13 protein-coding genes and 1 tRNA gene are annotated in these 12171 nt (G+C 67.1%); 8 read left to right on the forward strand and 6 right to left on the reverse strand.

The genetic code is table 11. The features are described 5' to 3' along the window. Nucleotides 1–138 precede the first annotated feature (138 nt). The 3 genes from IU448_RS12485 to IU448_RS12495 all read left to right on the forward strand — a co-directional run bounded on the left by IU448_RS12485 (nt 139) and on the right by IU448_RS12495 (nt 3547). Complete coding sequence (locus tag IU448_RS12485) at nt 139–1059, forward strand: NADP-dependent oxidoreductase (protein WP_195055708.1); 921 nt, start codon at nt 139–141, stop codon at nt 1057–1059. A gap of 83 nt (nt 1060–1142) precedes the next feature. After that, nucleotides 1143–2390 carry an alpha/beta hydrolase family protein gene (locus IU448_RS12490; RefSeq protein WP_195055709.1) on the forward strand — a complete coding sequence of 416 codons (1248 nt, stop codon included), beginning with the start codon at nt 1143–1145 and terminating at the stop codon, nt 2388–2390. A 101-nt stretch (nt 2391–2491) separates the two neighbouring features. Beyond that, on the forward strand, nt 2492–3547 hold the full coding sequence (locus tag IU448_RS12495) for a dihydrodipicolinate reductase (protein ID WP_195055710.1): 1056 nt from the start codon (nt 2492–2494) through the stop codon (nt 3545–3547). A 60-nt stretch (nt 3548–3607) separates the two neighbouring features. Here IU448_RS12495 and IU448_RS12500 read toward each other — a convergent pair whose 3' ends face one another. Further along, nucleotides 3608–4081: a DUF1772 domain-containing protein gene (locus IU448_RS12500; protein WP_195055711.1), complete on the reverse strand. Its 474-nt coding sequence runs from the start codon at nt 4079–4081 to the stop codon at nt 3608–3610. A 41-nt stretch (nt 4082–4122) separates the two neighbouring features. Beyond that, on the reverse strand, nt 4123–4557 hold the full coding sequence (locus IU448_RS12505) for a DUF4267 domain-containing protein (protein WP_228812651.1): 435 nt from the start codon (nt 4555–4557) through the stop codon (nt 4123–4125). A gap of 65 nt (nt 4558–4622) precedes the next feature. On the opposite strand from IU448_RS12505, the gene IU448_RS12510 reads away from it, so the two are divergent. The 4 genes from IU448_RS12510 (at nt 4623) to IU448_RS12525 (ending at nt 8215) form a co-directional block, all read left to right on the forward strand. After that, nucleotides 4623–5249 carry a TetR/AcrR family transcriptional regulator gene (locus IU448_RS12510; protein ID WP_195055712.1) on the forward strand — a complete coding sequence of 209 codons (627 nt, stop codon included), beginning with the start codon at nt 4623–4625 and terminating at the stop codon, nt 5247–5249. Nucleotides 5250–5646: 397 nt separating this feature from the next. Beyond that, the gene (locus tag IU448_RS12515) at nt 5647–6939 is read left to right on the forward strand and encodes a lipase family protein (RefSeq protein WP_228812653.1); all 1293 of its coding nucleotides are present in this window, start codon (nt 5647–5649) and stop codon (nt 6937–6939) included. Between the two features lie 209 nt (nt 6940–7148). Continuing rightward, nucleotides 7149–7982 carry a hypothetical protein gene (locus IU448_RS12520; RefSeq protein ID WP_195055713.1) on the forward strand — a complete coding sequence of 278 codons (834 nt, stop codon included), beginning with the start codon at nt 7149–7151 and terminating at the stop codon, nt 7980–7982. A 74-nt stretch (nt 7983–8056) separates the two neighbouring features. Continuing rightward, nucleotides 8057–8215: a hypothetical protein gene (locus IU448_RS12525; RefSeq protein ID WP_195055714.1), complete on the forward strand. Its 159-nt coding sequence runs from the start codon at nt 8057–8059 to the stop codon at nt 8213–8215. Nucleotides 8216–8258: 43 nt separating this feature from the next. Here IU448_RS12525 and IU448_RS12530 read toward each other — a convergent pair whose 3' ends face one another. Continuing rightward, on the reverse strand, nt 8259–8825 hold the full coding sequence (locus IU448_RS12530) for a nuclear transport factor 2 family protein (RefSeq protein WP_228812655.1): 567 nt from the start codon (nt 8823–8825) through the stop codon (nt 8259–8261). Here IU448_RS12530 and IU448_RS12535 point away from each other — a divergent pair. Next, nucleotides 8820–10034 (forward strand): MFS transporter, encoded by a 1215-nt coding sequence (locus tag IU448_RS12535; protein WP_280458690.1) that lies wholly within the window; start codon nt 8820–8822, stop codon nt 10032–10034. The two genes, IU448_RS12530 and IU448_RS12535, sit on opposite strands and share 6 nt — an antisense overlap. A 21-nt stretch (nt 10035–10055) precedes the next feature. On the opposite strand, the gene IU448_RS12540 is transcribed toward IU448_RS12535, so the two are convergent. From IU448_RS12540 to IU448_RS12550, 3 genes are all read right to left on the reverse strand, one after another. Continuing rightward, nucleotides 10056–10131: transfer RNA gene (locus IU448_RS12540), tRNA-Thr, on the reverse strand. Between the two features lie 57 nt (nt 10132–10188). After that, a complete protein-coding gene (locus IU448_RS12545) occupies nt 10189–11379 on the reverse strand; it encodes a DNA polymerase III subunit delta' (RefSeq protein WP_195055715.1) in 1191 nt (396 codons plus the stop codon). 249 nt (nt 11380–11628) lie between these two features. Then, nucleotides 11629–12135, reverse strand: a complete 507-nt coding sequence (locus IU448_RS12550; RefSeq protein WP_195055716.1) for a DUF664 domain-containing protein — start codon at nt 12133–12135, stop codon at nt 11629–11631. Nucleotides 12136–12171 lie beyond the last annotated feature (36 nt).

The following is a 12171-nucleotide window of genomic DNA, read 5'->3' on the forward strand; positions in this document are numbered from 1 at the left end:
CGGCGGCAGGAAGAGCCGTCTTGTCCCGGTACCGGAGACGCTCCCCGTGCCGGGAACGGCCGGCGCCATGTGAACAGGAATATCGGCGATGGCGCGTCGTTGCACCCAGCGACAGCTCCCTGGCGATAGGAATGGACTATGCGCGCAGCGACCTACGACCGCTACACCGCCGACGACAACGATGTACGAGTCCGTGACCTGCCCACACCAAAACTGTTCCCAGGATCGGTCCTGATCGAGGTTCGCGCGGCCGGAGTGAACCCGGTCGACTGGAAGCTGATGTCGGGTGCGCTCGACGGCCTGATCGATGCGGTGTTCCCGGTGATTCCCGGCTGGGATGTCGCCGGCACCGTGGTCGATACCGGACTGGACACTCCGGAATTCTCGGTCGGTGACGAGGTGCTCGCCTACGCCCGAAAGGACGTTCTGCAGGGCGGGACCTTCGCCGAACTGGTCGCGGTGCCGGCCGCGCATGTCGCCCGCAAGCCGGCCGAACTACCGTGGGAGCAGGCCGGCGCGCTCCCCTTGGCCGGCGGCACGGCACTGCGCACCCTCGACCTGCTCGAGGTGACCGCCGACGACACCGTGCTGGTCCACGCCGCGGCCGGTGGTGTCGGCAGCCTCGGCGTCCAGATCGCCACGGCCCGCGGCGCCCGGGTCCTGGGCACCGCATCCCAGCAGAACCACGACTACCTGCGCGACCTCGGCGCCGAACCGGTCGACTACGGCGACGGCCTGGTCGAACGAATCCGCGAACTCGCCCCCGACGGCGTGCACGCGGTGGCCGATTTCGTCGGCGGTCAGCTCGACACGACCCTCGCGGTACTCGCTCCGGGCGGCCGGCACGCCTCGGTCGCCGACAACAGCGTGGCCGAACACGGCGGGCATATCGTCTGGGTCCGCCCCGACGGCCGGCAGACCCAGCGCCTGGCCGACCTCGCCGCCAAAGGCAACTTGACGGTCCCCATCGCCCGCACCTTCTCCCTCGACGAGGTTCCCGACGCGTTCGCGGCGAGCCGTACCGGACACACGCGCGGGAAGAACGTCATCGTCCTCTGACCTCCCGGCAGCGCGGACCTCGAGCAGCGCGTCCCGGCCACGTATCGCGGCGTCCGACCTCCCCGGCTTCCGAAGGAGATCTCGTGCCCACGTTCCCGTTCCGGCCGGCTCTCCCGCACCAGGTGTTCAGCGCCGGTTTCTACCCGGATGCCGACGCCGATCATGCGGTGCGCTGCGTCCTCGGCGCGACCGCTTCCGGAGCGGCCGATATCGGCGAGGTTCTGTGGGCGATCGATGCCGCCGAACCCGATGACCACGAGAACTGGTTCCGCACCTGGGAAGCAGCCGGTGAACGTGCGCGCACCCTCGCCGATACCGCCGCCTCCGGCGGCCACCAACTGAGCGCTTCCTGGGCGTATCTCCGGTCCGCCACCTATTTCGCGGCCGCCGTGAACGCGCTCAGCGGTTCCGGCGCCGACGACCGGCTTCTTCCGACTTTCCGCAGCCACCGCTACGGCTGGGACCGTTTCGTCGACACCACCATGCATCAGGTCGAACGTGTCGCCATCCCGTACGAGAACAGCACCCTGCCCGGCTATTTCTTCACCCCCGCGCCGGACAGCACTCCGCGGCCCACCTTCGTGATGGTCAACGGCAGCGACGGCGCGCTGTGTGCTCTCTGGAGTTCGGGAGCATCCGGCGCGCTGGCCCGCGGCTACAACGTGCTGATGTTCGACGGCCCCGGCCAGCAGTCGATGTTGTTCGAGCGGAAAACGGCGTTCCGTCCGGATTGGGAAGCGGTACTCACCCCGGTTCTCGACCATCTGCTCGACCGGAGCGGCGTCGACCCCGAGCGGGTCGCGCTGTACGGGATCAGCCAGGGCGGATACTGGATCGCCCGGGCGCTGGTGTTCGAACATCGTTTCGCGGCCGCTGTCGCCGACCCTGGCGTGGTCGATGTCGCGGCCTCCTGGTCTGCGAATATCCCGAAATCCCTGCTGAGACTGTTCCATGCGGGTAAGAGGAAACAGTTCGACACCGAACTGGGTGTCGGCCTGAAACTCTCCGGAAAAAGTGCCCACACCTGGAACTTCCGGGCTCGCCCGTATGGGTGTGACAGCTATTTCGACACCCTCACCGCGGTTCGCGAGTACACACTCGGCGCGGCCGATGCCGCCCGGATCACCACCCCCCTGTTCATCGCCGACCCCGAGGACGAACAATTCTGGCCGGGCCAGTCCCGGCGTCTCGCCGAGATGGTCTCGGGGCCGGTGCACCGCTGCCGGTTCACCGCGGCCGAGGGCGCGAACTACCACTGCCAGCCGCTGGCCCGCGCCCTCACCGAACAACGCATGTTCGACTGGCTCGACGAAACGCTGCATCTCCGATGACGGTCGGCGCAGGCGGCCACTGAATGGGACCGGCCACCCAGCGGGCTCGGCCGTACGCCGATCCAGGATCCGGCCGCTGTTCCGGAAGGTAGGTTCGTACGATGGCTTTGCGCGTAGTTCAGTGGGCGACCGGGGGTGTCGGACAGGCCGCGATCGGACATATCCTGCGGCATCCCGACCTCGAACTGGTCGGGTGCTGGGTACATTCGCCGGAGAAGTCCGGTAAGGATGTAGGCGATATCGTCGGATCGGAGAAGACCGGTGTGATCGCGACCCACAGTGTGGAGGAAATCCTCGCGCTGGACGCCGATTGCGTCCTGTACGCGCCGCTACTGCCGGACGCCGGTCAAGTGCAGGCGATCCTGCGCTCCGGCAAGAATGTCGTCACTCCCCTGGGCTGGTTCTGGCCGACCGACAAAGAACGGTCGAAGATGGAACCCGCGGCCCTGGCAGGCAACGCGACCTTGCACGGCACCGGTATCGATCCCGGCGGCGCCACCGAACAGCAGCCCCTCTTCTTCAGCGGACTGTCCTCGGCCATCACCTTCGTCCGCGGCGAGGAGTTCTCCGATATCCGCACCTATAACGCCCCCGATGTAGTGCGGCACATCATGGGGTTCGGCGGAACCCCCGAGGAAGCAAAAGCGGGCCCGATGCTCGGCCTGCTGGCGCGCGGCTTCGAACAGTCGGTGCGCATGTGTCTGGACACACTCGGTTTCGCGGAGGCCGAGATCCGCAGCAGCCACGATATCGCGGTCGCCACCGCACCGATCGATTCACCGGCCGGCGTGATCGAACCCGGCCGCGTCGCCGCGCAGCGTTTCGCCTGGGAAGCGTTCATCGGCGAGACGAAGGTCGTACGGGTGGCGGTCAACTGGTTGATGGGTGCGGAAAACCTCGAACCCGCCTGGGAATTCGGGCCCGGTGGTGAACGCTTCGAGATCGAGGTGAAGGGCGACCCCGACTGTTCGGTGGTCATCCACGGCTGGCATCCGGCCAGTGTCACGGCGGGGCTGCTCCGCAACCCCGGAATCGTGGTCACCGCCGCGCATTGCGTCAATTCGATCCCCACTGTCTGCGCGGCGCCACCCGGGATTCTCACGTTCGTGGATATGCCTGTGGTCACCGGTCGCGCACATCCCGATCTCGCCGGATGACAACACCTTTCAGGCAGACGCGAACGAACCGGCACTCGTCCGGTTCGTTCGGGTAGCCGATCAGGCGGCGGCGATCGCGACCGTCAAAGCGACCAGCGCTGTCGCCTGCAGTCCCACGCGCAGGAAGATGATGCTTTCCCAGCGCTGTTGCAGCGCACGAGCATTGTCCGGGATCACCCCGGAAAGCGCGGCCGCCTTCTGGGCTGTATTGACCGGCTTGGCGATTCGCGCGTACAGGACGAGCCAGACGACCAGCGTGACCACGGCCACCGCCGCCGCTGCCGCCGACACCGGGTAACCGCCGAGCCCCGCCAGCACGGCGGCGGCGAGCGCACTCAGCAATCCGGTGATGCCGACCGGCGGCATCCGCGAGTCGGCGAAATAGTGCCCCCACCCGGCACTCAGGGTCATGGTGGTGTCGTCGAGCCGGGCATTGACCGAGCGCGTGACGAGTGCGGCGACGGCGTCCGCGCCGTAGACGACGGCATTGGTGACGACGGCGAGTGCAGCGAGAAGTTGGATGAATGTGGCCATAGCGGACTCCTGACGGTTTCGTTTCGGCTGGCTCGAATGAGCTACGCGGCCTGGGCAGCCGTATCGACGCCGGCGCGCTCGCGGATCAACAACAGTCCCGTCAGCGCAACGAGTACGGCGGTCAGCCCGTGGATCCCGAAAGCGGCAGCTGCCGAACCGTTGTGCAGCAGAACGGTGAGCATGTCCCCCACCGGGATCAGCGCGAATCCGAGCAGCACGACTCCCAGTGCGAACCGCTGTCCCAGCGCGAGTAGCACCAGCAGGACGATTGCGGTGACCACGTCGCGAACCCCCTTGAGGTTCGAGAACGCTGCCGCTTCGCCGGTAGGCCATACCGGCAGTCCGAATCCGGTGGCGATCCACTCGGGTGCGATCAGGTAACCGGTCCCGAAGTACAGGACGAATGCCGCCAGGCTCAGGGACAACAGGGTTGCGACGCGGCGAACGGTGATCATGGTCAACTCCATATCTAGCATTGCTATATCGAATAGCGACACTATCTTGCTAGCGCTAATTTGTCTAGCGCTGCTAGATTCAGGGCATGGGAATCCAGAACAGGCGCGAACGGGAACGATCCGAACGACACCGGCTCATCGTCCGCACGGCCCGCGAGCTGGCGGAAACCGAAGGCTGGGATTCCGTCACCGTCCGCAAACTCGCGGACCGCATCGAATACAGCCAGCCGGTCCTCTACAGCCACTTCGCCGGTAAACGCGCCATTGTCACCGCGGTCGCCCTCGACGGCATCACCGAACTGGCCGAATCCCTCCACCGCGCCCGTACCACTGCCCCCGACGAACCCGCAGCCCTCGCCGCCGTAGCCCGTGCCTACACGGATTTCGCCGCCGAAAACCACGCCCTTTACGACGCCATGTTCGTGTTACCCACCGACCTTACTTTCGGTGACGGCGCCCCCGAACCCCTCCGCAACGCCTTCACCGAACTGGTCACAACCTTCGCCCCCTTCGCCGCGAAAACCGACGTGGAAACCCTCACCGAAACCATCTGGAGCACCCTCCACGGCCTGGCCACGCTGGAACGCAACAACCGCCTCCGCCCAGGTCGCCGGGCACAACGCCTCGCCATTCTGCAGGACTGGCTGGCCACAACGGCAGCGCGACAACGTACCTCCTGGCCGCAGCTACCTGCTCCTGACCTCGAAAAATGATCGTTATCGACGCACGCCTCGGCAACGACTCGAATCAGCGCCCACGCTGTCAGCGAGTGGCGGCCGCAGTCCGGGGCGGACGCCTTCTGTACGGCATCGACAGCCCGGGCGATCGGCCCCTCGAGAACGGGCCGCCGCTTTCCGACCCGCGCCGTGCCCTCGACCGTCATCGTCGGCGCGCGGCCCCGGGATCACAGCGTGGCCGCGCGGCTTCGCTCGCGACCCGCGCGGCCTGTTCGTTGACCCGCGTTTGCGGGTGCGTTTCAATGCTCCGGCGTCCGAAAGACGTTTTCGCTGCTCAGGCTTGTGCACAGCCCGTCAGACCGCGCCGGTACCCGGCTGTTCCGGGGGCCTTCGCGCGGTAGCGCCCGCCGGTTGCCGGGGAATGGAGTCGACGATGAGGACGGTCGCATTCGGTTCCGGGGCACGGTCGCGGATGGTCCGCGCCCTGGTCACCACGGTACTGCTGCTCTCGGGCGGCACAGCGGCAATCCCGGCAGCCGCGCAAACCGTGCCACCATCCCCGTCCGAAGATCACTTCTACACCTACGACCAACCGCTGACCGCCACCACTCCGGGCACTGTCCTGCGCTCCCGGCCCGCGCCGTTCGCCTTCCCGAAGTTATCCACACCCATCACCAGCACCCAGGTGCTCTACCGGACCACCACTCAGCAGAACGAGCCCACCGCGGCGATCACCACCGTGCTGCGCCCACTCGTCCCCGGCCCCGCGCGGCTGTTGTCGTACCACATGGCCTACGACGCGCTCGGATCCCAATGCAACCCCTCGTACACGCTCACCGGCCGGACAGATAGCCCCGGTGCCGTCATGGAGCAGGCTGTTATCGCCGGTTATCTCGCCGCCGGATACACCGTCGTGGTACCCGATTACGAAGGCTTGGACCTGGAGTGGACCGTCGGCCGGCAATCCGGCTACGCCGCCCTCGACGGAATCCGGGCCGCCGAACAGATCCTGGGACTGCCTGCTTCGACTCCCGTCGCGATGTCCGGGTACTCGGGCGGTTCGGTGCCCACCGAATGGGCCGCCGAGATCGCTCCGCACTACGCTCCCGAACTCGCCCTGGTCAGCGCCGCCGCCGGCGGGCTACCCGTCCACCTCGCCCACAACCTCCCCTATGTGAGTGGCAGCACCAACTGGGCGGGCGTCATCCCGGCCATGGTCGTCACCTATCGGCGCACCTACGAACTCGACACCACCGCATTCCTCTCCGAACGCGGAGCCCAGCTCACCGCCACCGTGGAAAACCTCTGCCTCGGGCAGTTCGCCAAGCGCTATCCCGGCCTCACCGACGCCGAAATGGTCCGCGCCCCCTACCATTCGCTGCTCGATGTCCCCGCGGCCGCGGCCGCCGTCAACGACAACATCATGGGCACCGCCGGCACCCCCGCCGTTCCCCTGCTGCTCGCCGTGGGCCAGAGCGATCCCATCGGCGACTCGGTAATGGTCGCCCGCGATATCGAAGCCCTGGCCCACCTGCACTGCCGCCGCGGCGTCTCGGTGACATACGCCCGATACCCGCACCACGACCACATCGCCGCCTTCGCCCGCTTCCAAGCCGAGGCCGCACAGTTCCTCGCCGACCGTTTCGCCGGTATCCCACCCACAACCAACTGCGCATCCATCGGCCCGGGCAACTCTCTCGCCCCCGTCCCCATCCCGGCCGGGTGATCGGCCGCCCCACCTCGGCGCCCAGCATCTCCGAGCAGTTCCCGAAACCGTTCCCCGAGTGCCACTCGCACGCGCTGCCCCGTTCACTGCCCGCGGCACTCCTCGAATGGAGTCTCCGCGGCGCACACCCGCACCGAGAAGACCACCGGCCGCGGATCGGCTGCGCCGACCACTCGCGCACCGTTCTGCGCGCCGAGAGAATAGACGGCATGACCGGTCTCGCGCTTACGCCCGAACGTCGAACCGAACTGGCCGCGTTGCTCGACGATGGGCCACGGTTGACGGCGGAGTATCCGAAGGTCGCCGAGTATCTGGATACCGCGCCGATGCTGTCGGGTACCGGGGACCCGGAGGCCGATGGCGCGTTCGATCTGCGGTTCGTGCACTTCATGACCGGTGGTACCGCAGAATTCGGCAATCCGTATTGGGAGATCGTCGGCCCGGCCGTCGGAACCGATGGCGAGCGCAGGGTGATCAACGGCGGAAGCGCCGACGGCAGCGTTCGACTCGGGTTCGTGCAGACAATCCTCCAGGCCGCATATGCCTATGCGATCCCCTCTCCCGAGACCCTGGAGTGGGTGAAGAGGTTCAGCCAGGGCCGCACAGTGGTCGAGCTGGGTGCCGGTCGTGGGTACTGGGCACGACAGCTGTCGGACTACGGCATGACGGTCGAGGCGTTCGATTCCGAACCGCCGGACACCTCCGCGAATCTCTCCTTTCCGGACACTCCGGGGCAGCCTGCTGTGTGGTTTCCGGTGGGCGGTCCCGAGGAGTTCGCCACCGAACTCGATGCGGACTCGGTGTTGTTCCTGTGCTGGCCGCCCGGCTGGGGCAACACGATGGCGTCCGAGGCGCTGAAGCTGTTCGAGTCGCGCGGTGGCAGCCGACTGGTGTTCATCGGTGAGCCCAAGGGCGGCAAGACCGGTGACGATGCGTTCTTCGATCGGCTGTCGGCAGCCTGGTCACTGGAGAGTGCCGATGAGCGGTTCGTGTCCTGGTGGAACCTCACCGATGTAGCTCAGGGCTGGGTCCGGCGACCCTAGCCGCCGGCCCAGCTATTGGACGAAACAGCCGGCAGCGGTAATCATTGCAGCGGCCCGACTACGGGCACCATGGTGTGGCAGTGGCCTCCGGCCCGAACCGGGCCGAGGCCGAGCGCGCCGCGTATCAGCGGCTCACGGAATTCACGCCGACGGCGGTGCTCGCCAATTTCGGCTCCGCCGACCTGAGCGGCGCAAAGATCATCGAGGTCGTCTGCACGAGCAACGCACGCTGATTCGGTCCGAGTATCGGATAGGCATCACCGCTCGAGGCGGGCGTCATTCGTCGCTCACCGAACAGGCGTCGACGATAGCCGCGGTGTCCCAGTAGAACGGGCGCACTTCGCTGATCAGCCCCTCGGTCACCGTGATCGTTTGCAGTATAGGGAAATTCAACTCTCGACCGCTGTCGCGGGAGCAGGCGTTCACATGAGTCAGAACAACCAGCGGGCTCATTTCGGATAGAAACACCTGTTCGGTCATTTCGAAGCGGTCCCATGTCGCGCTCATGGCAAGGAAAAACTGTTCCATACCGCCGTGACCGCGCCAGATACCTCCGTAAGGAAGCGTATCCGCTTGCCACAGCACTACATCGGGAGCGAAGAACGGCGCAAGGGTGGCGAACGAAGCCTTGCCGGGGCCGCCGGCAGCGAGGTATTCGACCTCCGCTCGGTACATGCGTTCCAATATGAGCCTGGGCGAAGTGACGGTCATGAGATCAGTATCGGACTGCAGGTCCATGACAGGCTGGCGGTAATCGGACGGCACAATCGCCGACGACGGACGGTCACGTCGTATTTCCGCCGGTAGCGCGGTTGCTGCGTCCTTACGGTCGGTCGAGTGCATATTGATACTGAGCCCAGGGCTTCTGATACTGCCCAGCTACGCGGTCCCGTCATCCTGTTCATGGCAGTTGCGGCTGCTCTCGGCACCTCGACCATCTACCCGCTGCAGCCCGCAATCGCGGACGTGGCGGACACGCTGGGGACGCAGATCACCGCCGTCGGGATCGCGCTCGCCTGCGGGCCCGTCGGCTACATGATCGGCCTCGGCCTACTTGTGCCGTTGGTCGACCGGTTTGCCCCCGGACGCATCCTCGCCGCACAGTTCGCGGTTCTGGCGTGTGCCCTTGCGGTCGGTGCCGCTGTCGGCACCGTCGGATTGCTGGGTCCGATAGTCGGCCTGATCGGAGCCTGTTCGGCGGTCGGAGCGGGCCTCAGCTCCGTCGCGGGCCGATTGGCCCTTCCGCATAGGCGGGCAACGGTCTTGGGGATGGTGACCGCCGGCATCTCGGTCGGCATCCTCGCAGGCCGGATCGTGGGCGGCTGGCTCGCCGACGAGCTCGGCTGGCGCGGGATGCTGCTGGTGTTCGCCGCCGCGTGCGGTCTCGTTGCCACGTGTTGCCTGGTGGCGCTCCCCTCGGCACCCGGCAACTCCGAACGCGGCTACCTCGCTACGTTGTGTTCCCTGCCCGGCTTGTTCGTCCACCACGCGACCCTGCGCGTTGCTGCGCTCCGCGGCGCCCTGTGGTTCTTCGCGTTCTGCGCGGTGTGGGCCGGTCTCGCCGTGGCGCTCTCCGAGCCCCCGTACTCCTACTCTGCCGAACGGATCGGCCTGTACGCACTCGCGGGTCTTTCAGGGCTCCTGGCCACCCAGATCGCGGGCGCGCGGACCGACCGTGATGGTGCTCGCCGGGTGATCCTCGTCGGCCTTGCCTTGGCCGGGATAGCCGCGGTCGGCGTGGGCTTCGGCCTCGCGAATACGGTCGTGACGCTGGTCTGCCTGGCCGTGTTCGACGCCGGACTGTTCGCCGCCCAAGTGGCCAACCAAAGCACAGTCCTGGCAATCGATCCCTCGGCCCCGGCCCGTTTCAACAGTGCGTACATGCTGGTCTACTTCGTCGGTGGCAGCCTCGGCACGGCCTTCGGTGCCGCGGCAGTCGAGTGGTTCGGGTGGCCGGCCACCGCGTCGATCGCCGCGGCAGCGATCGGAGCCGCCGCGATGATCACCGGCTTCGGCAAACCGGCATCAGCACCGTTGAGCGGTACGAACTGACCCTGTACCTACGGAAAAGTGTGGAGCCGCCTGGGGGAATCGAACCCCCGACCTTTTCATTACGAGTGAAGCGCTCTACCGACTGAGCTAAGGCGGCGTGCCGTTCGGCGTCGCGAGTCTATCGTCTCCGGCCGGGGAACGCGAAAACGCGTGGTCAGGACGTTTGGGCGAGGAGAGTGGCGGCCATTGCGGCGAGAGCGAAACGGGGTTTGACGTTGACGTCCAGGGCTTCGCGGCAGGCCAGGACGGCGTCGATCGAGCGGAGCAGGCCCTCGGGGCGGATGCGGGTGGCGAGGTCGCGGGCGCGGTCGGCCATATCGGGGTGGGTCATGGTGAGGCCGGTGGCATCGCCGAAGCTCACGGCCAGGGCGTCGCGGTAGAGGCCGGCTATATCGAGGAGGGCGCGGTCGAGGGCGTCGCGGCCGGTGCGGGTGGCGCGGGATTTCTGGCGCTTCTCCAGGTCCTTCAGGACGCCCGCGGAACCACGGGTGGCGCCGGCCGCGCCTTTACCGGTGCCACCGGCGCCCAGGGCGGTGGCGAGTTCGTCGCGTTCGCGTTCGTCGCGATCGGCACTGAGCTCCTTCGCCTCGTCGTCGGCGGCCTTCACCAATTCATCGGCCGCGAGGTAGGCGTTGCCACGAAAGACCGCGGCGACCAGGTCGAGCGCGCGGCGGCGGCGGGCGCGGGCTTCGTCGTCGGTGGCGAGGCGGCGGGCGCGGCCGATGTGGCCGCCACTCACCGCGGCCGCCCATTCGGCGGTTTTCGCGTCCAGGCCGTCGTGGTCGCGCAGCACCTGGGCGATGGCAGGAGCCGACGGAGTGACCAGGTGGATATGCCGACAGCGAGAACGCAGCGTCACCGAGATGTCTTCGGGGTCCACCGAGGGGGCACACAGTAGGAAGACAGTCCGCTCGGGCGGTTCCTCGACCACCTTGAGCAGGACGTTGCCCGCGGCTTCGGTGAGACGGTCGGCGTCTTCGATCACCACCACCTGCCAGCGGCCGGTGCTGGGCCGGCGGGCGGCGATCTGCACGATTCCGCGCATCTCCTTGGTGGAGATGCTCAAGCCCTCGGGGATCACCCGCCGCACATCACCGTGCGTTCCGGCCATCGTGGTGGTGCAGGCGTGGCAATGGCCACAACCGGGCCGATCGGGGTCGGTACATTGCAGTGCCGCGGCGAAGCACAACGCAGCCACGGATCGTCCCGAACCCGGCGGGCCCGTGAACAGCCACGAATGTGTCATCGCCGAATCCGCGGTGCCGGAGCGGCCCGCCACCGCAGCGGCGGTCAGTTCGGCCGCCACCGTCTCCTGCCCCACCAGCCGATCGAAGACGCCCGTCACGTCCGACACCCTAATGGAATCGCCGGGCCTTGCTCATCGGATGGCCTCGAACAATCCATGCACATCCGGTCGCGAACAACACGTACGCCGATCGATGCGGGCACGGGAACTTGCCCCGATCGCGCCCTGATCGACTTGTCGCCGGGCACTCGGCCGGTGTCGCAGGCAGCGGTACTCCGACATGCCCACCCCCAGTTGCGAGGCCGAGCCGACTGCGAAACGCGCGGCCGGAGCAGAGAAGGGACCGGCCTACCCAGCACGCTGAGCGGTCGTGTTCGCACCGTCCAACTGTTCGCGGATGATATCGGCGTGCCCGCTGTGGTGGGCGATCTCACGCAGGATATGCAGGATCAGAAAGCGCGCCGACCACCACACCCGACCGGGCACCCAGGGGTTGGTCGGGGTGGGAATGGAGGCGTCGAGGTCGCCTGCCGAACGAATGAGTTCCGCGGTGTTCGCCGCGACGATCTCCCACTCCGCGAGCAAACCGGCGACTGTCTCCTCGTCGCCGATGCTGTATTGGCCTTCGAAGTCTTCCAGTTTCTGTTCCGCGTTCTCGTCGCGGTCCACGAGCACTTTTGTCCACAGCCGTTCACAACTGACCAGGTGATGCAGCAGCCCGCCCAGGGTGAGTTCGCTGGCGGTGGTGCGCTGCCTCGCTTGCTCTTCGCTGATCCCCCGCAGGGTGATGCGAAACATCTCGCGCTGTTCATCGAGCAGTTGGATGAGGTCGTCGTGCTCTCGGCGGCCGGCCATCGGCGCTCCTTCGGATCGGGGTCGCGCGTCAGATTA

The sequence above is a fragment of the Nocardia flavorosea genome, assembly GCF_015477805.1.
GTDB lineage: Bacteria > Actinomycetota > Actinomycetes > Mycobacteriales > Mycobacteriaceae > Nocardia > Nocardia flavorosea_A.

What these genes read in the sequence shown, in the direction of transcription:
- IU448_RS12485 (WP_195055708.1), top strand. Translation starts at nt 139, where the DNA reads ATGCGCGCAGCGACCTACGACCGCTACACCGCCGACGACAACGATGTA.
- IU448_RS12495 (WP_195055710.1), top strand. Translation starts at nt 2,492, where the DNA reads ATGGCTTTGCGCGTAGTTCAGTGGGCGACCGGGGGTGTCGGACAGGCC.
- IU448_RS12500 (WP_195055711.1), bottom strand. Translation starts at nt 4,081, where the DNA reads ATGGCCACATTCATCCAACTTCTCGCTGCACTCGCCGTCGTCACCAAT.
- IU448_RS12505 (WP_228812651.1), bottom strand. Translation starts at nt 4,557, where the DNA reads ATGCTAGATATGGAGTTGACCATGATCACCGTTCGCCGCGTCGCAACC.
- IU448_RS12510 (WP_195055712.1), top strand. Translation starts at nt 4,623, where the DNA reads ATGGGAATCCAGAACAGGCGCGAACGGGAACGATCCGAACGACACCGG.
- IU448_RS12515 (WP_228812653.1), top strand. Translation starts at nt 5,647, where the DNA reads ATGAGGACGGTCGCATTCGGTTCCGGGGCACGGTCGCGGATGGTCCGC.
- IU448_RS12520 (WP_195055713.1), top strand. Translation starts at nt 7,149, where the DNA reads ATGACCGGTCTCGCGCTTACGCCCGAACGTCGAACCGAACTGGCCGCG.
- IU448_RS12530 (WP_228812655.1), bottom strand. Translation starts at nt 8,825, where the DNA reads ATGCACTCGACCGACCGTAAGGACGCAGCAACCGCGCTACCGGCGGAA.
- IU448_RS12550 (WP_195055716.1), bottom strand. Translation starts at nt 12,135, where the DNA reads ATGGCCGGCCGCCGAGAGCACGACGACCTCATCCAACTGCTCGATGAA.